The organism is Corallococcus carmarthensis, from assembly GCF_003611695.1.
GTDB lineage: Bacteria > Myxococcota > Myxococcia > Myxococcales > Myxococcaceae > Corallococcus > Corallococcus carmarthensis.
Genome location: NZ_RAWE01000021.1, coordinates 1 through 23056 on the forward strand (window position 1 = coordinate 1; position 23056 = coordinate 23056).

The window sequence follows — 23056 nt, forward strand, 5'->3', positions numbered from 1 at the left end:
GGGTGGGGGTGTACATCGGCAACTCGGTGGCGCGGCCGGTGGCGCGGCTGTCGGAGGGCGCGGCGCGGCTGGCGCGCGGGGACCTGGACGTGCGCATCCCGGAGGATGACCCGGGGGAGCTGGGGCACCTGGCCGCGCAGTTGAACCGCATGACGGTGGCGCTGCGGGAACACCAGGCGCGGCTGGTGCAGCACGAGAAGCTGGCGGGCATTGGCCGGCTGGCGGCGGGCGTGGCGCACGAAATCAACAACCCGTTGGGCGTCATCCTCGGGTACGTGCGGCTGTTGCAGCGGCGGGCGGAGGGCGCGCTCGCGGAGGACCTGCGCGTGGTGGAGGAGGAGGCGGTGCGCTGCCAGGACATCGTGGAGGGACTGCTGGACCTGGCGCGTCCGGGGCGCGGACCGCTGGAGCCGGTGCCGCTGCGCGACGCGTGCGAGGAGGTCGTCTCCCGCCTGCGCGAGTCCACGCGCGTGGGGCCCCAGGTGTCGGTCGCGGTGCTCGGGGAGGGCACCGCGTGGGCACAGGCGCCCCGGCTGCGGCAGGTGCTGCTCAACCTGGTGAAGAACGCGGCGGAGGCGGCGGGCGAGGGCGGACGCGTGGAGGTGCGCATCGCGGTGGACGCGGAGGGAGCGTCGCGCGTGGCGGTGTCGGACTCCGGGCCCGGGGTGACGGCGGAGGCGCGGGCGCGGCTGTTCGAGCCCTTCTTCACGACGAAGCTCTCCGGCACGGGGCTGGGGCTCGCGGTGAGCCAGGCCATCGCGGAGGCGCACGGAGGCCGCATCGACGTGGACACGGGGCCCCTGGGCGGCGCGCGCTTCACGCTGTCGCTGCCCGCGCCGTCGCATGAACAGGAGGCGGCGGCATGAGCGACGTGAAGCAGACGCCCGAAGCGCGCGAGATGGAAACCGGCGCCCACGACCTGCGCGGCGGGAAGCCGCTGCCCGATGCGCGCCCCTCGGTCCTCGTCGTGGACGACAAGGAGAACATGCTCAAGCTGTTCGCGCGCATCCTGGGCGACGCGTACGCGGTGACGACCGCGCCCGACGGTGTCCAGGCCCTGGCCCTGCTCTCCGCGCGCACGTTCGACGTGGTCGTCAGTGACATCCAGATGCCGGGCGCGGACGGCTTCGCGGTGCTGCGCGAGGTGAAGCGGCGCGCGCCGGACACGGAGGTCGTGCTCGTCACCGCCTACGCGAGCATTCCCAAGGCCGTGGAGGCCATCAAGGAAGGCGCGTACGACTACCTGTCCAAGCCCTTCGACCCGGACGAGGTGGCCCTGGTCGTCGCCCGCGCCCTGGAGCGCCAGCGCCAGCGCCGTGATGCACAAGGGCTCGCCGCCCGCGTGGCGCGCATGCCCGACTTCCACGGCCTGCGCGGCACCAGCCCCGCGCTCCAGAAGACGCACGCGCTGCTCGCGCAGGTGGCCTCCCGCGACCTCACCGTGGTGCTCACCGGCGAGACGGGCACCGGCAAGGAGCTGGCCGCCCGCGCGCTGCACCGCGAGAGCCCGCGCCGCGACCGGCCCTTCGTCGCGGTGAACTGCGGCGCGCTGCCGGCGGAGCTCGTGGAGAGCGAGCTCTTCGGCCACGCGAAGGGCGCCTTCACCGGCGCGACCGGCGCGAAGACCGGCCTCTTCGAGGAGGCCCACGGCGGCACGCTCTTCCTGGACGAAGTGGGGGACCTGCCCCTGCCCGTGCAGGTGAAGCTCAACCGCGCGCTCCAGGAGAAGGAGATCCGCCGCGTGGGCACCACCACGCCGGTGACGGTGGACGTGCGCGTGGTCGCGGCGACGCACCGGGACCTCGCGGCGGAGGTGGCGCGGGGTCGCTTCCGCGAGGACCTCTACTACCGGCTGGACGGCATGACGGTGCGCATGCCCGCCCTGCGCGAGCGCCGCGAGGACATCCCGCTGCTCGCCATGCACTTCCTCGCCGCGGCGAACCGGCCGGAGCTGGAGGGCTTCACGCCCCAGTCCCTCCAGGCGCTCACCGCCGCGCCGTGGCCCGGCAACGTGCGGCAGCTCCAGAACGCGGTGGCGCGCGCGGTGGCGGTGGCGGCGGGCCCCCGCATCACCCCGGAGGACCTGCCGCCCGAGCTCAGCGCTCCACGTGCCCCCGCGGCCCCGGGACCGCTGCCGGCGGAGGCACTGGCGAAGCAGCCCTACCGCGAGGCGGTGGACCGCGTGCGCGACGCCGTGTCGCGCGACTACCTCACCGCGCTGATGCAGGAGTTCTCCGGCAACGTCACCCACGCGGCCGAGCGCGCGGGCATGGAGCGCGAAAGCCTGCACCGCCTGCTCAAGCGCTACGGCGTCCGCACGGAGGACTTCAAGCGCGGGGACTGAGGCCTAGCGGGGCTCGTGCTGCGAGAGCACCTTGTCCAGCGCCTCCGCCTGCGCGCGAACGTCCGCGTCGGTGTCCTTCATCGCCTTGGCGGCGTGCGTCCGGGCCTTGGCGGCCTCCGTCTTCGCCAGCGCCATGGCCATACACAGGTTCGCCTTCGGGTGGTCCGGAGCCGCCGCCAGCGCGGGCTTCAGGACGGCCGCGGCCTGATCATCCTCCTGCTTCTCCAGGTGGAACATGGCCAGGACACAGGCCGGCTCCACCGCGGAGGGCTGCTGCTTCAGCGCCTCCTGCAGGAGCTCCGTGGCGAAGCCGCGCTGGCCGTGCCCGTCCATCGCGAACGCCATGGCGTGGAGCTCTTCCACGGTGGCGTCCCCCTGCTTCTTCGCCTGCTCCACCAGACGCTGCGCGTTCTCGAAGTTGCCAGCGCGCAGTTCCTTGATTCCTTCGGAATACAGGTAGTTTCCCACGGTGTCCTCCAGTGCACCACGCGGTGCGTTGCACGCATTCTGCGCGACTTTGGGCGGGGGGCCGCAACTTTGGGGAGGCGGTTTCCGAAAAATCGAGAAGACTTCTCCCCCAGGCCCCCCATGATCATCCGCAACACGCCCGTCCGCCAGCCGCTGACCTCCGGTACGGAGTCCACCGCCGCGCGTCCCGCCCCCACCGCGCGCAACGTGGTGAAGGACTCCTTCTCCTCCGGTGGCGCCGCCGCCGCCCAGCGCACGGGCGCCGTCACGGGCGCCCCCCCGGGCGACCACGGCAAGCTGATGAGCGAGTACCTCACCGGCGCGCGCCCGCCCCCGGCGGACTTCGAGCAGGTCATGGGCTACAAGCCCTACGCCATCCAGACGCCGCACGGCCAGCGCATGCAGGATCCGCTCGGCTACGCCTCCGTCCCCGGCAAGATTGGCCCGGACAAGGAGTTCGACCCGGCGGCCAAGACGCACGACTACGGCTACGACCTGCTGCGTTACTACGACCGCAAGGGCACGCCGCTGAAGCCGGAGGCCCGCAAGGCCGCGGACGCGCAGTTCCGCAAGGACATGTTCGACTACGCGAACGACCAGAAGGGCACGATGGCCAAGTTCAAGTACCGCGCGTGGGCACAGATCTACGCCACCGCGGTGGAGCTGAACTCGCGCGTGCAGGGCTACGGCCCTCCGTAGCCGCATGGACGCTGCTGAAGGGCCAGACGCGGGGCTGCCCCCGGACCGCGAGGACGTGGTGGCGGCGCTCCTGGCCCATCAGCGCCGCTTCCTCGCCTTCGTGGAGCGGCGCGTGGGCAGCCGGGCCGTCGCGGAGGACCTCCTCCAGACGGCCTTCGCCCGCACCCTGGAGAAGGGCGGGGCGCTGAAGGACGGCGAGGGCGCGGTGGCGTGGTTCTACCGCCTCTTGCGCAACGCCCTCGTGGACCACCACCGCCGGCAGGCCGCGGAAGGACGCGCGCTGGAGGTGGAGGCCCGCGACGCGGACGCCGCCACCGGCGACCTGGAGCTCAAGGGCGCGGTGTGCGCGTGCCTCACGGACCTGCTGCCCACGCTCAAGCCCGAGTACGCGACGCTCGTGCGCCAGGTGGACCTGGAGGGGCGGGCGGTGCCGGACGTGGCGCGCGAGGTGGGCATCACGCCCAACAACGCGGGCGTGCGGCTGCACCGCGCGCGGCTCGCGCTCAAGCGTTCGCTGGAGCGGGGCTGCGGCGCGTGCGCGGCGCACGGCTGCCTGGACTGCTCCTGCAAGCCCCGCCGCTGAGGCGGACCGCTCAGGGGCAGGTCGCCGCGTCGTCGTTCATGTCGATGTTCACGCCCGTCACCGGGTCGCCCGTGAACACGCCCGCCGCGAGCGCGGTGGCCCGGCACGTGGGCAGCTTCGGGTTGTCCACGACGACGAAGGCCAGCGACACGCGCGAAAGCTCCGTCAGGCCGAAGCCCGTGAGCGCCGCGTTGCCCTGGAGGCTGAGGAAGTCCACCTCGCGCAGCAGCGCCAGTCCGCCCAGGTCCGGCAGCGCCGCGTTCCCCAGCACCTCCAGGGTGGTCAGCCGGGTCAACCGGTCGAGGCCCTCCAGGGACGTCAGCGCGGGGTTGCCCACGGCGGCCACCGTGGCCGCGCTGCGCAGGAAGGGCAGGTGGTGCACGCGCTGGAGCTTCTCGTTGTACTTCACGGAGAAGGACTCGGTCACCTGCTCCAGCGCGGGCATGTCCCCCACGCTCAAGAGCTCCTTGTTGCCCTGGATGTGGATGCGGCCCGCGTAGGAGAGCCGGTCGAGCCCCGCCGTGTCCGGCAGCCGGGGGTTGCTGACGATGACCAGCGCGCCCACGGAGGCGAGCCGGCCCAGCGGGTGGAGACGATCCATCACTGCGTTCTCGCGCAGCTCCAGGGTGCCGCCCACGTCGGTCAACTGATCCAGACCGGAGGGGGCCGGCATCGCGGAGTTGTTCGCCAGGCGCACCTCGCCGTGGACCTGGGACAGGTTCACGAAGGGCGTCCGGTCCAGCCGGAGATGGTCCTCGATGATCAGCGACCCGAGGAGCACGGTGACATGGGGCAGCAGGCCGGGATTCACCAGCGCGTTGTTCGCGCGCAGGGAGATGCTGTCGCGAGGCTGCACCGCCGCCAGCCCCTCCAGCGTGGGGAGCATGGGGTTGTCCTCCACGAGCAGGCTGCGCTCGACCCACACCAGGGCGTCCGAGGCCGTGCCCAGCGTCAGCGAATCCAGCCGGGCGTTGGAATACACCGCCGCGTCGCCGCCCACGAAGCGCAGGCCGGGCAGGGACAGGCGCCGCAGGCTGGCGTTGCCCCGCGCCGTGAGGCTCCCCTCGATGACCGCCAGGGAGGGGAGGGAGGCATCCGCGAGCGTGGGCGCGGAGATGATCAGCTCGCCCCTCAGGTGGGTGACGCCTTCGAGCGCGACCAGGTCCACGGCGCTGGCCACCACGAAGGTCCCGTCATGCACCCGGGCGCCCTGACACACGTACAGGGTGGACGCGAAGCCGCCTTTGTCCAGCTCCCCATCGCGGTCCCGGTCCTGGATGGTGTCCACGCGGGTGCCACCCCGGGCGCAGTTCGGCCCCGCGGGCTCGCCATCGTGGTAGACCTTCAGGTCCGAAGGTTCCAGGCCGCAGGCGTAGGCAGTGGCTTCGACCTCCGACATCGCGAGCGCGGTGTCGCCGTTCAGGTCGAGCCCCGCCTCCACCGCGGTGCCGCCGCTGTCGTCGCCGTCGCACGGCGCGGTGAAGGCCGGAAGCGAGCGCAGGCGGGACAGGACGGGGGCCGGCTCGTCGCAGGCGTACACCTCCCGCGAAATCTCCTCGTCCTCCAGCAGCCCGTTGCCGTTGGCGTCATGGCCGGCGTGTGACACCTGTCCGCCCAGGGGACACTCTGGCGTGCCCGGGGCCACGGGCCGCACGCGCAGGAGCACGTTGGCGACCGAGGTGGCGCAGACGAAGTCGGTGAGCGTCACCTCCGCGTCGTCGAGCTGTCCGTTGCCGTCCCTGTCCAGGCCGGACAGCACCGCCATTCCGCCCAGCGTGCAGTTCTCACCGTGGGGCTCGGCCTGCGTGCGGGTGCGGACCTTGGGGATGGCGGCGTCGCAGACGTAGTCGGTGGCGGTGACCTCCGAGTCGTCCAGCTCCCCGTCGCGGTCCAGGTCCAGGCCGGACAGCACCGCCTCCCCGCCGAACTCACAGTGCTCGCCATGAGGCTCTGGACGGACCCGGATCTTCGCGTCGCGCCGGCTGATGTCCGACAGGTCGATGGCATCACAGCCGCCGGCGAGGAGGGCCAGCACCGCCCCCCACGTCCCCCACATGCGTCGCATTCGATGCCCTCTCTGGTCGGGCCCCGACCTTGCTCCCCTGGCCATACGGAGCGAGGGGATTTTCCAGGCTGTTTCGCGGAGCATCCCATGCGGCCGGACGCGCAAGCCCCTGGAACTCCAGGCTGCCAGTGCCGCCTCCTACCGGAAAAGGCCCCTCGCGGACAAACCCCCGGGCCCGCCTGGTGCCCCGCCTTCCAGTGGAAGGAGCGCGGGCGGCTCAGGGGGCGCCGGGAGGGGGGATGACGCATGTGTGTAAGAGCGCGCCGGGTGCCGCGTTGGCCCGGGGAAAGGAGGCTCCACCATGACGCATCCCCATCCGCATCCCCCTGTTCCGCCTTCACCCCGGCCCCTGCCCGCTCCGGGCGGAGAAGGGCCGGCCGTCGACCCCGTGTGCGGCATGGAGGTGGACCCGCGAGCGCCCCGGGGCGGGAGCTGGGAGCACGAGGGCCACACCTGGTTCTTCTGCGGTCCGAAGTGCCGCCAGCGCTTCCAGGCGGACCCCCGGCACTTCCTCCAGCCCCGGACGCCGCCACCGTCCGCCGCGCCGGGCGCCGTGTACGTGTGCCCCATGGATCCGGACGTGCGCCAGGACGCGCCAGGGGCCTGCCCGAAGTGCGGCATGGCGCTGGAACCCGAAGCGCCGCCCGCCCTCCAGACGCGCGTCGAATACACCTGCCCGATGCACCCGGAGGTGGTGCGCGACGGGCCCGGCACCTGCCCGAAGTGCGGCATGGCGCTGGAGCCGCGCACGGTGACGGTGGAGGAACCGCCGGATCCGGAGCTGCGTTCGATGACGCGAAGGTTCTGGGTGGGCCTGGCGTTGAGCGTGCCGCTGATGCTGCTGGGCATGTCGGACATGTTGCCGGTGCGGCGCGCGTTGTCGCCCTCGGCGCTCGTGTGGGCGCAGTTCGCGCTGGCGACGCCGGTGGTGCTGTGGGTGGGGGCGCCGTTCTTCCAACGGGGCTGGGCGTCGGTGCGCAACCGGCACCTGAACATGTTCACGCTCATCGCGCTGGGCGCGGGAGCGGCGTACGTCTTCAGCGTGGGGGCCACGCTGTTCCCGCACCTGCTGCCGCACGGCGCGCGCACGGGGCACGGCGGCACCGTGCCCGTGTACTACGAGGCCGCCGCCATCATCCTCACGCTGGTGGCGCTGGGGCAGGTGTTGGAATTGCGCGCCCGCCACGCGACGTCTGGCGCGCTGCGGGCCCTCCTGTCACTGGCACCCGCCACGGCGAGGCGCATTGCTGACGACGGCCACGAGGAGGACGTGCCGCTGTCCCAGGTGCACCTGGGACAGCGCCTGCGCGTACGCCCCGGTGAGAAGGTGCCGGTGGACGGCGAGGTGCTGGAGGGCGCGAGCGCGGTGGATGAGTCGCTCGTCACCGGAGAGCCCGTGCCGGTGGAGAAGGGCCCGGGCGCGAAGGTGACGGGCGGCACGGTGAACGGCACCGGAACACTGGTGATGCGCGCGGAGCGCGTGGGCCAGGACACGCTGCTGTCGCGCATCGTCCAGCGCGTGGCCGAAGCGCAGCGCACGCGCGCGCCCATCCAGCGGCTGGCGGACCGCGTGGCCGGCGTCTTCGTGCCCGCGGTCATCGCGGTGGCGGTGGCGACGGCCGGGGTATGGGCAGTGTGGGGACCGGAGCCGAGGCTCGCGCACGCGCTGGTGAACGCGGTGGCGGTGCTCATCATCGCCTGCCCGTGCGCGCTGGGCCTGGCCACGCCCATGTCCGTGATGGTGGGGACGGGGCAGGGCGCGCGCATGGGCGTGCTCATCCGCGACGCGGCGGCGCTGGAGCGGATGGCGGCGGTGGACACGCTGGTGGTGGACAAGACGGGCACGCTCACGGAGGGCAAACCGCGCCTCGTGACGGTGGAGCCCGCGCCGGGCGTGGACGCATCCGCGCTGTTGCGCCAGGCCGCGAGCCTGGAGCGTGGCAGCGAACACCCGCTGGCCGCCGCCGTGGCCGCGGGCGCAAGGGAGCGCGGCGTGGCCCCGGGAGGCGTGGAGGACTTCCAGGCCGTGCCAGGGCAGGGCGTCCGGGGCCGCGTGGACGGACGCGACGTCGCGCTGGGCAACGCGGCGCTGATGCGGAGCCTGGGCGTGGAGGTGGAGGCGCTGACGGAGCGCGCGGAGGCGCTGCGCCAGGAGGGCCAGACGGTGGTGCTGGTGTCGGTGGACGGCCGCGCGGCGGGGCTGCTGGGCGTGGAGGATCCGCTGAAGCCGTCCACGCCGGAGGCCCTGGCGCGGCTGCGGGACGAGGGCCTGCGCGTGGTGATGCTCACCGGTGACAGCCCGACGACGGCGCACGCGGTCGCGCGCAGGCTGGGCATCACGGAGGTCATCGCGGGCGTGCAGCCGGACGCGAAGGGTGACGCCGTGAAGGCGCTGCAAGCCCAGGGACGCGTGGTGGCCATGGCGGGCGACGGCGTGAACGACGCCCCGGCGCTGGCGCGGGCGGACGTGGGCATCGCCATGGGGACGGGCACGGACATCGCCATGGAGAGCGCGGGCGTGACGCTGGTGAAGGGCGACCTGCGAGGCATCGCGCGGGCGCGTGGGTTGAGCCAGGCCGTGCTGCGCAACATCCGGCAGAACCTCTTCTTCGCCTTCGTCTACAACCTGCTGGGCGTGCCGCTGGCGGCGGGCGTGCTGTACCCCGTCCTCGGGTTGCTCCTGAGCCCGCTGTTCGCGAGCGCGGCGATGAGCCTCTCGTCGGTGTCCGTCATCGGCAACGCCCTGCGGTTGCGGCGGCTGAAGTTCTAGTCCGGGGCTGTCGGCCAGCCGTCCGTGGGGGGCGGGATGGTGGCGGACCGGCGCGTGTCCACCATGAGGCCCGAAGTCCGATGGCTTGAAAGGAAACCCACCATGGCGAACGCCGAAGCGATGCGAAGCAAGGAAGCGATGCGCGAGTGCATCGAGAACTGCATGGCCTGTCACCGCATCTGCCTGGAGACGCTGGCGGACTGTCTGAAGCGGGGAGGCAAGCACGCCGAGCCGAAGGTCGTCCGGATGCTGATGGACTGCGCGGACATCTGCGACACGAGCGCGCGCTTCATGATGCGGGGCTCGGACATGCACTCGCGCACCTGCTTCGCGTGCGCGGAGGTGTGCGCCGCCTGCGCGACCGTCTGCGAGCAGATGGGAAATGACGCGATGATGAAGGCCTGCGCGGAGGCGTGCCGCCGCTGCGAGGAGTCCTGCCGGAGGATGAGCGGCGGCGTGATGCCCCAGCCCATCAATCCGGAGGCCGCCCAGCGCGCCGCCGACCTGCCCGCCTGAAGGGGGCGTGCACGAAAGCCCGGGCCCATTAGACTGGGCGCATGAATGCCCGCGAGGAGGGGCGCACCCCCGGTGCGCCCCCCAGTCACATCTCCGTCGTCCGGCTTCCCCACTCCTGGTTCATCCTCTGCTCGTCGCGCGAGCTGGGGGCCACTCCGCTCGCGCGCACGCTCCAGGGCACCCCCCTGGTGCTGTTCCGCGGCGAGGGCGGCAAGCCCGGGGCGCTGATGGACCGCTGCCCGCACCGCAACGTGCCGCTGTCGCTGGGGCGCGTGAAGGACGGGCAGCTGGAGTGCGGCTACCACGGGTGGCGCTTCGACACCGGGGGCCAGTGCCGGCTCATCCCGGGGCTGGTGGGGGAACCCGAGGCCCGCTCCCGCTGCGCCTCGTCCTACGCCACGCGCGAGCAGGACGGCTTCGTCTGGGTCTACTCCACGCCCGGCGTGGAGCCCACGACGGAGCCCTTCCGCTTCCCGCTGCTGGACGCGGCGGACTACACCACCGTGCGCCGGGTGCTGCGCGCGCCCGGGTCGCTGCACGCGGTGCTGGAGAACACGCTGGACGTGCCGCACACGGCCTTCCTCCACGGCGGCCTGTTCCGCACCCCGGAGAAGAAGAACGAAATCGACGTGGTGGTGCGCAGGAGCGCGGACCGCGTGGAGGCGGAGTACCTGGGCGAGCCCGCGCCCAAGGGGCTCGTGGGGAGGCTGCTCGCGCCGGGCGGCCAGGTGGTGCAGCACTTCGACCGCTTCCTGATGCCCTCCATCGCGCAGGTGGAGTACCGCATCGGGGAGAAGAGCCACATCCTGGTCAACTCCGCCATGACGCCGGTGGGGGACTTCGAGACGCTCGTGTACGCGGTGGTGACGGTGAAGCTGCCCGTGCCGCGCTGGCTGCTCAAGGCCGCGGTGCCCTTCGTGCTGCCGGTGGGCCTGCACATCTTCGGGCAGGACGCGCGCATCCTGGCGAAGCAGACGGACTCCATCCGCCGCTTCGGCACGGAGGCCTACGCCTCCACCGAAATCGACGTGCTGGGGCCCAGCATCCTGCGCCTGATGCGCGCCCAGGAGCGCGAGCGCACCGCTCCGCCCCCGGACACGGTGCACGAGACGCGCGTGCGCATGCGCACGTAAGGCCTCAGCCGGCCTTGGGCGCGGGCCGGGGCTGCACGAGCTCCGTGGAGAAGTAGCGCTCCATGCGGTCCGGGAACACCGTCACCACCTGGGCCTGCGGGCCCAGCCGCTTCGCCGCCTCCACCGCCGCCGCGTAGTTGAGGCCGGAGGACGGGCCCACCGGGAAGCCCCGGCGGATGAGCGCCCGCGCGGTGCGCATGGCCAGGTCATCCGACACGTCCAGCTCCACCCGGCCCGGCATGTCCGCCTCGCGGTACAGCTTCGACAGGCCGTCCACCACGCCCGGCACGCGCGCGCTGAAGCTGCAACACTCGATGTCGCAGCCCAGCCCCGCGATGGGCCTCGCCACGAAGGGCGTCACCGGACAGCCCGCTTCCGCGAACGCCTGGAACAGCCCCACGATGGTGCCGCCCGTGCCCACGCCGCTCACCACGCCGTGCACCAGCCCGCCCGGCACCTGCGCCAATATCTCCTGCCCCGTCCACACGCGGTGCGCCTCCGCGTTGTCCGGGTTCTCGAACTGGCGGGGCGCGTAGCCGCCGCGCTCCTTCGCCAGGCTTGCCGCCCGGGCGATGGCGCCCCGGATGCCCTCCGCGCGCGGCACCAGCTCCACCTCGCCGCCGTAGGCGCGGATGGCGATGAGCCGCTCCTCCGTCACGCCCTCCGGCATCACCGCCGTGAAGCGGCAGCCCATCTGCGCGCTCGCCAGCGCCATCGCGATGCTGGTGGAGCCGCTGGACGCCTCCACCACGTCGCCCCCCGGGCACAGCTCCCCCAGCCGCCACGCCTTCTCCAGCATGTACCGGGCGATGCGGTCCTTGGTGGACCCACTGGGATTGAGGAACTCCAGTTTGCACCAGATGGTCGGACCTTCCGGGTCCAGCCGCACGGGCACGAGCGGCGTGGGCCCCACGGCCTGGAGGAAGCGGCCATCAGCGGGAAGCGGGCGGCAGGGAGGGCGCATGGGTCATCCCTACCGCGAAACGCGCCAGCGTGGGAGTCACCCTGTCGGCCAGCGAGCGGCGGCGGACGCCCGGCCCCCTGGCTGTTCCTTCGAAGAAGACATTTTCCCACGTGCGACACTTGGCGCGCCGGGGGCCAGCCATTACGAAGGAGGGCCACGGTTCTCTCATCACGCATGCCCTCCGCGCCCATCATCCTCAACGTCAACGACGACCTGGCCAGCCGTTACGTCACGTCGCGCGTGCTGTCCCTGTCGGGCTTCCAGGTGCTGGAGGCGGGCACGGGCGCAGAGACGCTGGCGCTCGCGGACGAGCAGACCGACCTGGTCATCCTGGACGTCCGGCTGCCGGACATGAGCGGCCTGGACGTCTGCCGGCGCCTGAAGGCCTCTCCGCGCACGCGCAACGCGCTGGTGCTGCACCTGTCCGCGCAGGCGGTGGGCCCCGGAGACCGGGCGCAGGGGCTGGAGCACGGCGCGGACGCGTACCTGGTGGCGCCGGTGGATCCGGAGGAGCTGGTGGCCCAGGTGCACGCGCTCCTGCGCCTGCGCCGCGCCGAGCGCGAGGTGCGCGTCCTCTCCGACCAGGTGCAGCAGCAGCGCCGGCTCCTGGAGCTGGCCATGGCCTCGGCGGCGGACCCCATCGCGCTCTATGACGGCGACGGGACGCTCATCTACGCGAACCAGGCGGTGGCCGCGTCGCGCGGCTCGCACCACGTGCACATCCCGGGCAGGACCATGGACGGGCTGCGCGTGCTGGACCCGCAGCTGGAGCCCTATGCGAAGTCGCTGGACCTGGCGCGGCGCACGGGCCAGGTGCAGCGCGGCCGTGTCTCCCTGTCCTCGGACCGGGGCAACCGGCACTTCGAGTACACGATGTCGCCGGCCACCGGGCCCACGGGCGCGGTGGAGGCCATCATCGCCACCGGCCAGGACGTCACGGAGATGCGCAACGCGGAGGACTTCCGCGAGCAGTTCATCGGCATCCTGGGCCACGACCTGCGCAATCCGCTCAACGCGCTGTCCATGTCCGCGCAGCAGCTCCAGCGGCAGGGCGAGCTGTCCGACCGCCAGCGCGTCTTCACCGAGCGCATCCTCACCAGCGCGGAGCGCATGGACCGGATGATCCGCCAGCTGTTGGATTTCGCGCGGGCGCGGTTGGGCGCGGGGCTGCCGGTGGTGCGCTCGCGGTGCGACCTGTTCGACGTGGTGCGCGGCGCGGTGGAGGAGTCGCGCGCCAGCCAGCCCCACCGCGAGGTGCTGCTGGACGTGCGCGGCGACGGGCGCGGCGCGTGGGACGCGGACCGGCTGGAGCAGGTGGTGGGAAACCTGGTGTCCAACGCGCTCAAGTTCAGCCCGCCGGAGTCGCCCGTGCGCGTGAGCGCGGAGGGCCTGGAGTCCGAGGCCGTGCTGCGGGTGCACAACCTGGGCGCGCCCATCCCGGAGGACCAGCTGCCGCACCTCTTCGCCGCGTGGCGCCGCGCCGGCCGCAGCGACCGGGAGCGCGGCGTGACCGCGGGGCTGGGGCTGGGGCTCTACATCACGGAGCAGCTCGTGAAGGCCCACGGCGGCACCGTGCAGGTGAGCTCCACCCAGGCCCAGGGGACGACCTTCACGGTGCGTCTGCCGCGAGGCTGAAAAAGCTACGGGTTTGACGACTCGTGGACGGATGCGTTGCGGTGGCCCTTCCGGATGCGCAGGGGCGACTCCACCCTGGGGGCATGGTCCCATCCGAAAAGCAAATCTTCGCCCAGAGCGTGGAAGCCCTCTTCGTGCGTGCGTTGGGGCCCTACCTGACGCGTGACGGGCGCCAGAAGCTGAAGGCCGCGGGCCTGAACCTGTCCGAGCCGCTGCGCCCCCACTACGGGCTGGAGCAGTGGCGCCTCTTCCTGGACGTGGCGGCGAAGGACGTCTTCCCTGGCCAGCCCCTGGAAGCGGCCTACCTGGAGCTGGGCGCCCGTTACCTGAAGGGCTTCCAGCAGACGTCCGTGGGGCGGGCGAGCATGCAGCTGGTCACCCACCTGGGCCCGAAGAAGACGTTGGAGCGCGTGCCGTACAACCTGCGCGCGGGCAACAACTTCAACGAGGTGCGGGTGGAGGAGCTGACCCAGCAGGACGCCACCCTGTGGGTGAAGGACGTGCTGGCGGACAACCCCTTCTTCGCCTGCGGTTTCCTCGCGGAGACGCTGCGGGCGTCGGGCGCGGGCTCCCCGGAAGTGAAGCCCATCGCCTTCGACGGGACGGCGGCGACGTACCGGCTGACGTGGTCGCAGGCGAAGTCGCAGCGGCCCGCGGGCACGCTGGCGCCGGTGCGCCGGCTCTACGGGTAGCGCACGGGCGCGGGCGGATCATCCGGCGGCAGGGGGATGAACTCCGTCTCCGTCGGCACCTGGCCGAAGCGGCCTTCCTTCCAGTCCGCCTTGGCGGCCTCCAGGCGCTCCTTGGAGGACGACACGAAGTTCCAGAACAGGTAGCGCGGGCCGTCCATGGGCTCGCCGCCCAGGAGCATCATCCGCGCGGAGGACTCCGCCTTGAGGATGATCTCGCTGCCCGGCTTGAACACCAGCAGTTCGCCGGGCTGGAAGCGCGTGCCCTCCACCTCCAGGGTGCCCTCGACGAGGTAGAGGCCTCGCTCCTCGTACTCGGCGGAGAGCTTCAGGCGGGAGCCCGCCTCCATCTTCGCGTCCGCGTAGAAGAGGTCGGAGTGGGCGCGCACGGGGGATTTGCCGCCGTGCACCTGGCCCGCGATGACGGTCAGGTGGATGCCCTCGCCGTCGATGACGGGGAGCGTGTCCGCGGGGTGGTGGACGAACGCGGGGGCGACCTCCTCGTGCTTCTTGGGGAGGGCCACCCAGGCCTGGATGCCGAAGAGGCGGCCACCGGCGGCGCGCGTGTCCGGGGCGGTGCGCTCCGAGTGGGCGATGCCCTGGCCGGCGGTCATCCAGTTCACGGCGCCGGGGCGGATGGGCTGCACCATGCCCAGCGAGTCGCGGTGGAGGATTTCGCCCTGGAAGAGGTAGGTGACGGTGGAGAGGCCGATGTGCGGATGCGGGCGCACGTCCAGGCCGCGGCCGGGGTCGAAGTCCGCGGGGCCCATCTGGTCCAGGAAGATGAAGGGGCCGACCATGCGGCGGCGCGCGGAGGGCAGGGCGCGGCGCACGTGGAAGCCGTCGCCCAGGTCGCGCACGCGCGGGACGATGAGCGTCTCCAGGGAGGGCGGGGGCTCACGGCCCTGCAGGTCTTCTTCCCAGCTCATGGTGTGGCTCCTTTTCGAGGGGGGCAGTGTGCCCCAGTTCAGGCGGGTGCGCCGCCCTGCTTCGTCATGAGAACCCGCAGTAGCGGCTGAATCCGCCATCATCGGTCCTGCACGCCGAGCCCCCGGGCGAGTCGGGGCAGGCGCAGACGTCGGGCGCGTCGCACTGGCTCGAGTCGGTGCAGGGCTGCTGACAGGTATCCGCGTCGATGTCGTGCGCATGTTCGTGGATGCAGAGGAGTCCCTCGGAGCAGTCCGCGTTCGTGTCGCAGCTGTGCGTGCCGGAGGTGCAGCGTGTGAGCGTGAGCAGGACCGCGAGCCCGAGGAGGCAACGCTTCATGAGGACGCATCCTTTCTTGGAGTGGGGATGCGGCCTTTGTGCAGTCGAGATGCCAGGGCACACCCACGGGCAAGGCCAGGCCGCACCGTGGGGCGGACCGGGGCGGCGGTGTCGCGGCAGGCGTGGTTTTCCTTGGGGATGGGCAGGCGCTTAACCTGGGCCGCGCATGAACCCCTGGCTTTCTTCGATCGTCGTCGCGGCCGCCCTGGCGATGTCACCGATCGTGTTCCAGGCCTGGCGCCGTGAGCGGATCCGGCGTCGCTGGCGGGCGCTCGGGCCAAAGCTGGAGCTGTCCCCTTCGGTGGTGCCTGCACGCCAACTGCTGGTGGGCAGCCACCGGGGGTATCCGGTGGAGGTGTCCCTGCCTCGCACGGGGGGCTCGCGGCTGCGGCTGCTCCTGGATGCGAAGCTGCCGGAGGGCTTCGCGTTGACGCCCCAGCGGCGGGGCTTGCGTGGCGCCTCGGAGATTCAGGACCTCCAGGTGGGGCAGCCCTTGCTGGACGCGGCGTACCTCATCCAGGGGGCGAATCCGGCGGCCGTCCTCCGTCTGATGCAGGAGCCCGCCGTGCGGGAGGCGCTCCTCACGCTCCAGCAGCAGGGCGTGCGGATCCAGCTCACGGGCCAGGAACTGCTCGCTCCCGTGCGAGGGGACTTCGACGAGGAGGCCTGCCGGGCGCTCCTGCGGGACCTGGCGAGGCTCGCCTCGGCGTTGCGGGGGGCGGCGGAGCAGCACCGCTCGCAAGCGGATGCCGCACGTGAAGCGGTCCGGAGCGAGGTCCCCGTCGCTGGGAGCCGTCAGCCCCTGTTCGCGCGCAGGGACTTCCAGGATCTGGCGCGGCTGCGAGCGGTGTTCGGCGAGCGGTGGACGCGGCACAAGGCGTTGGTCTTCGCGGGCGGTTTCGTGGGGCTGTTGGTGGGCGGGGTGCTCTGGGCCGTGGCGCGGGACCTGCCTCGCCCCGAGGGCTGGGACCTGACCGGGCTTCCCGTCGCGCTGGTCTTCATTGGCGCCTCCGTGGCCCACGGGTGGAGCATCCGCCACCAGCTGCTGTGTCCGTCGTGTGGGAACGACGTGCGTCATGTGGATCCGGATCCGCTCGCGTCGGGCGAGGAAGCCCAGCCCACGCTGTCGCTCGACCGCTGCCCGCACTGCGATCTCCGGCTGAGGTGAGCGGCTCACTTCGATGTCGGTGGCAGGCCGGACGGCCTGGCCTCGGCGCTTCCGCCGCTGAACTCAGTGAATGGAGCCCGTGCGGGATGCCGGTACGACACCGGCTTCGCGGAACGTCACATCGGATGGGCCCAGGGCCTCGATGGCTTCGACGAAGTGTTCGTTGACGAAGGTGTACGTGCTTCCGTTCCTGGGACGGAAGAGGTCCACGTCATGGGGGAGGGCATCTCCCTCCAGCCATGGCTCGGGTGAGATTCGCACCTCGTCCCATCCACAGGTCGGGCACTTGGGACCTGTCAGGACTGCGTCCCGGTGCAGAAGCCCGCGCAAGGGAAGCTCCAGCTCATACAGCACGACTCCTGCATCAAGCCCCTGTAACTCCGCGCGCACGGGAACAAGCCCCCGGATCCCCACGGCTTGAAGGTGCCGCAATGCTTCCTGAGTGATCAGCACCTCCCAACCGTATCGAGTGCTCAAGGGGCCAAAGATTCCGTGCGCCGTGCCGTTAAGCGGGCCGAACCGCATGCCGGGTTCCGGGGGCAGGCCGGATGGGAGGAACGGCTGCACGTGGGACGCAAGGCGTGCGTATTCCGCATGGGCTTCGACACGGGGTTCCACCAGCAGGTCGCGTTCGGACAAAGAGGACAGGTCGACGCTGGGATGCGTGAACTCGCCACTCCAGGTCTCATGGCAGGTCGGGCACTCCACACCAGGCAGCCTCCAGACGTGCTCGGCGGAGAGGCTGCCGCTCCAGTGTCTCGGAGTGGAAGGTGCCGGACGTTGGAGTTGGTAGAAGCGCATCGGACTCCCTGCTGGGAATGGCGGTGAGCCTGGGAAACATCAGGGAGGCCGTCATGACGGCGCCCCTTCTTCCTACCAGGACGTCAGCGGGCCTTCTTGCGCGCGAGCTTCTGCAGCCGGGGCAGGGGCCTCGCTGGCTTCTCCAACACGTCCACGAGCCGGTCGAAATCACTGTCGGGCAGCACGACGCGGCCTTCCTCCCCTGCAGTCCATTCCAGCCGGGTGATGGAGGGCGAGTTGTCCTCTGCGAGCATCTGATGCTTTGGGTTCATGAATGTGACGCGGCGGCCTGGACCGGCCTCGAATACCGCCTTGGAAACTCAGTAGAAATCCACTGACGTCCCAGCTGCATTCAATCTGCCACCAGGGTGATGCACGGAGTCAGGCATCACCGGAAAGGCGACATCGCGGGCACATGAAGCCTGCCCGCCTGAGTGCCCGGCGTCCTGCTGGGGAGACGAAGCCGTCGACGGTTCGGGGGGATACGCGGGGCCTCCGACATCCCCTGACCTGGGGGCCAAATGGCGGCACCTGGCGTCCGTTGACGCCGCGCTGTACCTGTGTTCAGGCTGCCTCTCTGGGAGCCCGCCATGTCCCCTCAAATCGCCCTCGCCTTCGCGTCCGAGTCCGCGGCCCATCCAGCGCTCGCCGCCTTCCATCCGGTGGTGCGGCGCTGGTTCACGTCACGCCTGGGGGAGCCCACCCGGCCCCAGGTGGAGGGCTGGCCCCTCATCCACGCCGGCCATGACGTGCTCATCGCCGCGCCCACGGGCAGCGGCAAGACGCTCACGGCGTTCCTGGCCGCGCTGGACTCGCTGTTCCGCCTGGCGCTCGACGGCACGCTGCCCGACCACACCCGCGTCCTCTACGTGTCACCCCTGAAGGCCCTGGGCAACGACGTGCAGAAGAACCTCCTCCAGCCGCTGGAGGAGCTGATGGCCCTGGCGCGCGAGGAGGGCTACGAGCCCCAGCACCTGCGCGTCCAGGTGCGCACCGGCGACACGCCCGCCGCCGAGCGCGCCCAGATGGTGCGCCGCCCGCCGCACATCCTCATCACCACGCCGGAGTCCCTCTACCTCTACCTCACCGCCGAGCGCGCCCGCGCCACCCTGCGCTACGTGCGCACGGTCATCGTGGATGAGATCCACGCGCTCGCCAGAGACAAGCGCGGCAGCCACTTCGCGCTGTCCATGGAGCGCCTCAAGGCCCTCACCGACGTGCGCCCCCAGCTCCTGGGCCTGTCCGCCACGCAGAAGCCGCTGGACGCCATCTCGGGTTTCCTCACCGGCGCGTCCCTCACCGAGTGCAAGCGCGTGGAGGTGGGCCACCAGCGCCCGTGGGACCTGAAGGTGGAGATTCCGGACGCGGAGCTGTCCTCCATCGCGAGCCACGAGATGTGGGGACAGGTCTATGACCGGCTGATCCAACTCGCCAGCGAGCACCGCACCACGCTCATCTTCGTCAACACGCGCAAGATGTCCGAGCGCGTGGCGCACGACCTGGGCGAACGCCTGGGCCAGCAGTGGGTGGCCGCGCACCACGGCAGCATGTCCCGCGAGATGCGCCTGTCCGCCGAGGAGCGCCTCAAGGCCGGCCAGCTGCGCGTGATGGTGGCGACCGCGTCGCTGGAGCTGGGCATCGACGTGGGCAACGTGGACCTCGTCGTTCAGCTGGGCACCACCAAGGCCATCTCCGTGCTGCTCCAGCGCGTGGGCCGCGCGGGCCACCACAAGGCGGGCATCTCCAAGGGCATCCTCTTCGCCATGACGCGCGACGAGTTGGTGGAGTGCGTCGCGCTCCTCAACGCCGTGCGCGAGGGCGACCTGGACGCGGTCCGCATCCCCAAGAAGCCGCTGGACGTGCTGGCGCAACAGATTGTCGCCGCGTGCGCGTGCGAGGAATGGGACGAGCGCGCCCTCTTCAGCATCTTCCAGCGCGCGTATCCGTATCAGGACCTCACCTGGGAGGAGTACCAGCAGGTGCTGGAGATGCTCTCGGAAGGCGTCTCCGAGCGCCGCGGCCGGGGCAGCATCCACCTGCACCGCGACCGGGTGAACCAGCGGCTCAAGGGGCGCAGGGGCGTGCGCATCACCGCGCTCACCAACGGCGGCGCCATCCCGGACACGTTCAGCTTCAGCGTCACCGCGCAGCCGGAAGGCAAGGTGGTGGGCACGCTGGACGAGGACTTCGCGGTGGAGTCCTCGCCCGGGGACATCTTCCTGTTGGGCAGCACCGCGTGGCGCATCCAGCGCGTCATGGGCAGCACGGTGATGGTGGAGGACGCGAAGGGTGCTCCGCCCAACGTGCCCTTCTGGCGAGGCGAGGCGCCGGGCCGCACGGACGAGCTGAGCCTCCAGGTGGGCCGGCTGCGCGAGGAGCTGCTGCGCCACGACGACCCGGCGGGCTTCCTGGAGAAGCTCCTGCGCATGCCGCCGCCCGCGGTGGACGCGCTGCTGGGCTACCTGCGGTTGGGCAAGAAGATGCTGGGGGACGTGGTGCCCAGCCACACGCAGGTCGTCGCCGAGCGCTTCTTCGACGAGGCGGGCGGCATGCAGCTCATCATCCACGCGCCGTTCGGCAGCCGCATCAACCGCGCGTGGGGCATGGCGCTGCGCAAGCGCTTCTGCCGCTCGTTCGACTTCGAGTTGCAGGCGGCGGCCACGGAGGACGGCATCCTCCTGAGCCTGGGCGAGCAGCACTCGTTCCCGCTGGCGGACATCTTCGACTTCCTGCACCCGGACAACGTGGAGGAGGTGCTGGTGCAGGCCATCCTCCAGGCGCCCATCTTCGGCACGCGCTTCCGGTGGGTGGCGTCGCGGGCGCTGACGCTGCACCGGATGATGGGGGGCAAGCGCGTGGCGCCGAACCTCCAGCGCGCGCGCAGCGAGGACCTGCTGGCGGCGGTGTTCCCCGCGCAGGTGGGCTGCCAGGACAACCACGGCGGCGGAGATGTGGAGCTGCCGGACCATCCGCTGGTGAAGCAGACGATGGACGACTGTCTGCGCGAGGCGATGGACATCGACGGGCTGCGCGAGGTGCTCCGGCGCATGAAGGACGGGCGCATCCAGCTGGTCGCGCGAGACGTCCCGGAGCCGAGCGTCTTCGCGCACGCGCTCATCAACAGCCAGCCCTACACCTTCCTGGACGACGCACCGGCCGAGGAGCGCCGCGTGCGCAACGTGGCCCTGCGCCGCGCGATGCCGGCCGAGGACGCGGCGGCGTTCGGCGCGCTGGACGCGAACGCCATCCGGCAGGTGGTGGAGGACGCCGCGCCGCCGATGCGCGACGAGGACGAGCTGCACGACGCGCTGTTGCAGTTCGTGCTGGTGCGCGCGTCGGAGGTGCCGCGAGGGCAAGAGGTGGGGCTGTTCAAGCAGGGGCGCGTGGCGTGGCTGGAGCGGCCGGGCGGGCGGTTCCTGGTGTCGGCGGAGCGGGGCAACGCGGTGCGCGCGCTGTTTCCGGACGCGGTGACGGAGCCGGTGTTGCCGGTGCTGGAGTACGACCGTCCGGTGGAGCGTGACGCGGCGGTGCTCCAGGTGGTGCGGGGGCGGATGGAGATGGTGGGGCCCATCACGGTGACGGAGCTGGCGCGGCTGACGCTGTTGGAGCCGGACGACATCAACCTGGCGCTGCATAACCTGGAGAGCCAGGGCAGCGTGTTGCGAGGCCAGTTCCGCGCGCAGGACGACGTGCCGGTGGCGCGGGACGCGGATGGAAGCCCGGTGCTGGAGTGGTGCGACCGGCGGCTGCTCCAGCGCATCCACCGGCTGACGGTGGGGCGGCTGCGCCGCGAGATCGAGCCGCTGAGCGCGCAGGACTTCATGCGCTTCCTCTTCCGGTGGCACCACCTGGAGGACGTGGACGCGCTGCGGGGTTCCACGGGGCTGCTCAAGGCGGTGCGGCTGCTGCAGGGATACGAAGCGCCGGCCTCCGCGTGGGAGCGCTTCCTGTTGCCCGCGCGCATGCGGGGCTACACGCCGGACCTGATGGAGCGCGCGTGCTACGCGGGCGAGGTGGCGTGGGGGCGGGTGACGCTGAAGGATCCGCCGAAGCCCCCGGGGCCGCGCCGGGGTGCGCCGGTGTTGGAGGCGCCGGAGCCGGTGGTGGCGAAGCGGTCGTCGCCCACGCGCAACGCGCCGTTGACGTTCACGGTGCGGGAAGACCTGGAGTGGATGCTGGCGGCGGCGCGTCCGCACGCGGTGCTGGCGGATGGGGGCGTGTGGACGCCGCCGGACCTGAGCGCGGCGGCGAAGGACGTGGTGGGCGTGCTGGAGCGGCGGGGCGCGTGCTTCTTCCAGGACCTGGTGACGCGGGCGCGGCGGCTGCCGGCGGAGGTGGAGGACGCGCTGTGGGAGCTGGTGGCGAAGGGGCTCGTCACCGCGGACGCGGTGCAGAACCTGCGCATCCTGCAGAGCCCGGTGCACCGCAAGCGGCAGAAGCTGCTCAACCGGGGCGGCCCGGGCCGCTGGAGCCTGCTGGCGCCGTCGGAGCCGAAGTCGCAGGAGGAGGTGACGGAGTCGCTGGCGAAGCTGTTCCTCCAGCGCTACGGCATCGTCTGGCGAGACCTGGTGATGCGCGAGTCGCTGGCGCCCACGTGGCGCGACCTGTTGTTGGTCTACCGGCGCATGGAGGCGCGAGGCGAGCTGCGAGGTGGGCGCTTCGTGTCCGGCTTCGTGGGTGAGCAGTTCGCGCTGCCGGAAGCGGTGGACATGGCGCGAGCGGTGCGGAGATCGGCCCCGTCAGGCCTGCGCATCCAGCTGTCCGGCGTGGATCCGCTGAACCTCACGGGCGTGGTGACACCGGGCCCGCGCGTGGCCGCGCTGCCGAACAACGTCGTCACCTACGTGGATGGGATTCCGCAGGGCGTGGATGCGGTGGAGGACGCGTCGGAGAACGAGGACGCGGAAGTCGATGGGCCGCTCGCCCAGGTGAACTGACCGGAGCAGGACAGGGAGCGGTCGAGACGTTGTGTGCGTCTGGGGTTCATGGGTGGAGTGACTCCCCATGAACCCCCGCATCCGGCACGGAGGCCCCGGTTCGTACGTCAGGGCCGTCCTCGTCCTCACGGTGATGATGGCTGCCGCCTGTGGACACACCCAGCGTCCCGAGCGGAAGACCTACGTCGTTTCCGAAGATGCGCGAGGCGTCGGGACGGCGGAAGGGCCTGGCACCGGCGGCTCTGGCGCGGAGGCCTACTGCGGCGAGCTACAGAAGCAATGTTTCCAGAAGTGCTGGAGCCGCAAGCCCACCGTGGAAGACATGGAGAAGCATTCGGAGGGCCACCATCGTCTCTGCACGAGCCAATGCCTTGAAGCGTTCATGAAATGCCTCAAGGAACAGGAGGCACTGGAGCAACAGGGCGCGAAACGGGAGCTGCGATTCCCTGACATGGCGGCCGCATTGGGCTGGCTCAGGGAGCACAAATCCGAGGTGGCATTGGGAACCGTGGTCGTCGTCGCGGGAGTGGCTTTCTCGCTCGCCGTGGCTCCTGCGGGATTATTGGTGTTGAGTCCCATCTGAAAGGAGGCATCCGTGAGCAAGGCGCCGGAAGTCGATGTGGAGGATGTGCTCTCTGTCTTGAATGACGAGACCCAGCGTCACGAAAAGGGCTCACGAGAATGGAATGCCCTCCAGGTTGCGGCGATCTGCCTTGTCTACGTCCGGCACATGAACAAGCTGGACGACTTCACCAGCTACTACCGTGAGATCCTCGACCCCGATTTCAAGATCAAGGTCGAACGGGATTTCGAGACGCGTGCTGAAGCCGAGGCGTGGCTCAAGGAAGGTACGGCCGCACACGGCATGCACATCCGGATCGGAGGCAAGGGCTTCCTGGTGGTGCAACTGCCAGGACGACTCACCCTGATGAACGCCCCGTTGCCAGAAGAACTGAACGCGATGGAACCGGAGGAGGACTGACCCGGTTGGACAGTTCGGCTTCGCGCGCGATATCCG

The 23056-nt window shown here is 71.3% G+C and carries 20 protein-coding genes; 13 read left to right on the top strand and 7 right to left on the bottom strand.

Annotated elements, in window-relative coordinates:
• Window positions 1-866 (top strand): sensor histidine kinase (locus D7X32_RS08625; protein ID WP_147450077.1); only part of this gene is annotated, 866 nt, incomplete at its 5' end.
• A 32-nt stretch (window positions 867-898) separates the two neighbouring features.
• Window positions 899-2344, top strand: a complete 1446-nt coding sequence (locus D7X32_RS08630; RefSeq protein WP_120602083.1) for a sigma-54-dependent transcriptional regulator — start codon at window positions 899-901, stop codon at window positions 2342-2344.
• Between the two features lie 3 nt (window positions 2345-2347).
• On the opposite strand, the gene D7X32_RS08635 is transcribed toward D7X32_RS08630, so the two are convergent.
• Window positions 2348-2812, bottom strand: a complete 465-nt coding sequence (locus tag D7X32_RS08635; protein WP_120602032.1) for a tetratricopeptide repeat protein — start codon at window positions 2810-2812, stop codon at window positions 2348-2350.
• Between the two features lie 120 nt (window positions 2813-2932).
• Between D7X32_RS08635 and D7X32_RS08640 the strand changes: the two genes are divergently transcribed.
• Both D7X32_RS08640 and D7X32_RS08645 read left to right on the top strand, forming a co-directional pair.
• Window positions 2933-3511, top strand: coding sequence for a phospholipase A2 family protein (locus D7X32_RS08640; RefSeq protein ID WP_120602033.1), 579 nt, complete (start codon window positions 2933-2935; stop codon window positions 3509-3511).
• A 4-nt stretch (window positions 3512-3515) separates the two neighbouring features.
• Window positions 3516-4094, top strand: a complete 579-nt coding sequence (locus D7X32_RS08645; RefSeq protein WP_120602034.1) for an RNA polymerase sigma factor — start codon at window positions 3516-3518, stop codon at window positions 4092-4094.
• A 10-nt stretch (window positions 4095-4104) separates the two neighbouring features.
• On the opposite strand, the gene D7X32_RS08650 is transcribed toward D7X32_RS08645, so the two are convergent.
• Complete coding sequence (locus tag D7X32_RS08650) at window positions 4105-6159, bottom strand: DUF7151 family protein (protein ID WP_147450078.1); 2055 nt, start codon at window positions 6157-6159, stop codon at window positions 4105-4107.
• Window positions 6160-6460: 301 nt separating this feature from the next.
• Between D7X32_RS08650 and D7X32_RS08655 the strand changes: the two genes are divergently transcribed.
• From D7X32_RS08655 to D7X32_RS08665, 3 genes are all read left to right on the top strand, one after another.
• Window positions 6461-8929 carry a heavy metal translocating P-type ATPase gene (locus D7X32_RS08655; protein WP_120602036.1) on the top strand — a complete coding sequence of 823 codons (2469 nt, stop codon included), beginning with the start codon at window positions 6461-6463 and terminating at the stop codon, window positions 8927-8929.
• A gap of 102 nt (window positions 8930-9031) precedes the next feature.
• On the top strand, window positions 9032-9445 hold the full coding sequence (locus D7X32_RS08660) for a four-helix bundle copper-binding protein (protein WP_120602037.1): 414 nt from the start codon (window positions 9032-9034) through the stop codon (window positions 9443-9445).
• Between the two features lie 41 nt (window positions 9446-9486).
• Window positions 9487-10578 carry a Rieske 2Fe-2S domain-containing protein gene (locus D7X32_RS08665; protein WP_120602038.1) on the top strand — a complete coding sequence of 364 codons (1092 nt, stop codon included), beginning with the start codon at window positions 9487-9489 and terminating at the stop codon, window positions 10576-10578.
• A 4-nt stretch (window positions 10579-10582) separates the two neighbouring features.
• On the opposite strand, the gene D7X32_RS08670 is transcribed toward D7X32_RS08665, so the two are convergent.
• The gene (locus D7X32_RS08670; RefSeq protein WP_120602039.1) at window positions 10583-11542 is read right to left on the bottom strand and encodes a PLP-dependent cysteine synthase family protein; all 960 of its coding nucleotides are present in this window, start codon (window positions 11540-11542) and stop codon (window positions 10583-10585) included.
• Between the two features lie 174 nt (window positions 11543-11716).
• On the opposite strand from D7X32_RS08670, the gene D7X32_RS08675 reads away from it, so the two are divergent.
• Window positions 11717-13177 (top strand): hybrid sensor histidine kinase/response regulator, encoded by a 1461-nt coding sequence (locus tag D7X32_RS08675; RefSeq protein WP_120602040.1) that lies wholly within the window; start codon window positions 11717-11719, stop codon window positions 13175-13177.
• Window positions 13178-13260: 83 nt separating this feature from the next.
• Entirely contained in the window at window positions 13261-13869 is a 609-nt protein-coding gene (locus tag D7X32_RS08680; RefSeq protein WP_120602041.1) for a DUF2378 family protein, read from the top strand.
• Here D7X32_RS08680 and D7X32_RS08685 read toward each other — a convergent pair.
• Both D7X32_RS08685 and D7X32_RS08690 read right to left on the bottom strand, forming a co-directional pair.
• Window positions 13860-14795, bottom strand: coding sequence for a pirin family protein (locus D7X32_RS08685; protein WP_120602042.1), 936 nt, complete (start codon window positions 14793-14795; stop codon window positions 13860-13862). The genes D7X32_RS08680 and D7X32_RS08685 overlap by 10 nt on opposite strands.
• A 64-nt stretch (window positions 14796-14859) precedes the next feature.
• Window positions 14860-15132, bottom strand: a complete 273-nt coding sequence (locus D7X32_RS08690) for a hypothetical protein (RefSeq protein ID WP_120602043.1) — start codon at window positions 15130-15132, stop codon at window positions 14860-14862.
• Between the two features lie 166 nt (window positions 15133-15298).
• Between D7X32_RS08690 and D7X32_RS08695 the strand changes: the two genes are divergently transcribed.
• A complete protein-coding gene (locus tag D7X32_RS08695) occupies window positions 15299-16300 on the top strand; it encodes a hypothetical protein (protein WP_120602044.1) in 1002 nt (333 codons plus the stop codon).
• 63 nt (window positions 16301-16363) lie between these two features.
• Here the strand turns inward: D7X32_RS08695 and sitI6 are convergent, their stop codons facing one another.
• Both sitI6 and D7X32_RS08705 read right to left on the bottom strand, forming a co-directional pair.
• Entirely contained in the window at window positions 16364-17101 is a 738-nt protein-coding gene (gene sitI6 / locus D7X32_RS08700; protein ID WP_120602045.1) for a SitI6 family double-CXXCG motif immunity protein, read from the bottom strand.
• Between the two features lie 83 nt (window positions 17102-17184).
• The gene (locus D7X32_RS08705; protein WP_120602046.1) at window positions 17185-17373 is read right to left on the bottom strand and encodes a type II toxin -antitoxin system TacA 1-like antitoxin; all 189 of its coding nucleotides are present in this window, start codon (window positions 17371-17373) and stop codon (window positions 17185-17187) included.
• A gap of 318 nt (window positions 17374-17691) precedes the next feature.
• Here D7X32_RS08705 and D7X32_RS08710 point away from each other — a divergent pair, with 318 nt between their 5' ends.
• From D7X32_RS08710 to D7X32_RS08720, 3 genes are all read left to right on the top strand, one after another.
• Window positions 17692-22038, top strand: coding sequence for a DEAD/DEAH box helicase (locus D7X32_RS08710; RefSeq protein ID WP_208752361.1), 4347 nt, complete (start codon window positions 17692-17694; stop codon window positions 22036-22038).
• 67 nt (window positions 22039-22105) lie between these two features.
• Window positions 22106-22621: a hypothetical protein gene (locus tag D7X32_RS08715; RefSeq protein WP_120602048.1), complete on the top strand. Its 516-nt coding sequence runs from the start codon at window positions 22106-22108 to the stop codon at window positions 22619-22621.
• A 12-nt stretch (window positions 22622-22633) separates the two neighbouring features.
• A complete protein-coding gene (locus D7X32_RS08720; protein WP_120602049.1) occupies window positions 22634-23020 on the top strand; it encodes a hypothetical protein in 387 nt (128 codons plus the stop codon).
• Window positions 23021-23056: the final 36 nt, after the last annotated feature.

Bases quoted from the DNA above. Each gene is read 5' to 3' on its own strand.
- D7X32_RS08630 (WP_120602083.1), top strand. From the start codon at position 899: ATGGAAACCGGCGCCCACGACCTGCGCGGCGGGAAGCCGCTGCCCGAT.
- D7X32_RS08640 (WP_120602033.1), top strand. From the start codon at position 2,933: ATGATCATCCGCAACACGCCCGTCCGCCAGCCGCTGACCTCCGGTACG.
- D7X32_RS08645 (WP_120602034.1), top strand. From the start codon at position 3,516: ATGGACGCTGCTGAAGGGCCAGACGCGGGGCTGCCCCCGGACCGCGAG.
- D7X32_RS08650 (WP_147450078.1), bottom strand. From the start codon at position 6,159: ATGCGACGCATGTGGGGGACGTGGGGGGCGGTGCTGGCCCTCCTCGCC.
- D7X32_RS08655 (WP_120602036.1), top strand. From the start codon at position 6,461: ATGACGCATCCCCATCCGCATCCCCCTGTTCCGCCTTCACCCCGGCCC.
- D7X32_RS08660 (WP_120602037.1), top strand. From the start codon at position 9,032: ATGGCGAACGCCGAAGCGATGCGAAGCAAGGAAGCGATGCGCGAGTGC.
- D7X32_RS08665 (WP_120602038.1), top strand. From the start codon at position 9,487: ATGAATGCCCGCGAGGAGGGGCGCACCCCCGGTGCGCCCCCCAGTCAC.
- D7X32_RS08670 (WP_120602039.1), bottom strand. From the start codon at position 11,542: ATGCGCCCTCCCTGCCGCCCGCTTCCCGCTGATGGCCGCTTCCTCCAG.
- D7X32_RS08675 (WP_120602040.1), top strand. From the start codon at position 11,717: ATGCCCTCCGCGCCCATCATCCTCAACGTCAACGACGACCTGGCCAGC.
- D7X32_RS08680 (WP_120602041.1), top strand. From the start codon at position 13,261: ATGGTCCCATCCGAAAAGCAAATCTTCGCCCAGAGCGTGGAAGCCCTC.
- D7X32_RS08685 (WP_120602042.1), bottom strand. From the start codon at position 14,795: ATGAGCTGGGAAGAAGACCTGCAGGGCCGTGAGCCCCCGCCCTCCCTG.
- D7X32_RS08690 (WP_120602043.1), bottom strand. From the start codon at position 15,132: ATGAAGCGTTGCCTCCTCGGGCTCGCGGTCCTGCTCACGCTCACACGC.
- D7X32_RS08695 (WP_120602044.1), top strand. From the start codon at position 15,299: ATGAACCCCTGGCTTTCTTCGATCGTCGTCGCGGCCGCCCTGGCGATG.
- sitI6 (WP_120602045.1), bottom strand. From the start codon at position 17,101: ATGCGCTTCTACCAACTCCAACGTCCGGCACCTTCCACTCCGAGACAC.
- D7X32_RS08705 (WP_120602046.1), bottom strand. From the start codon at position 17,373: ATGAACCCAAAGCATCAGATGCTCGCAGAGGACAACTCGCCCTCCATC.
- D7X32_RS08710 (WP_208752361.1), top strand. From the start codon at position 17,692: ATGTCCCCTCAAATCGCCCTCGCCTTCGCGTCCGAGTCCGCGGCCCAT.
- D7X32_RS08715 (WP_120602048.1), top strand. From the start codon at position 22,106: ATGAACCCCCGCATCCGGCACGGAGGCCCCGGTTCGTACGTCAGGGCC.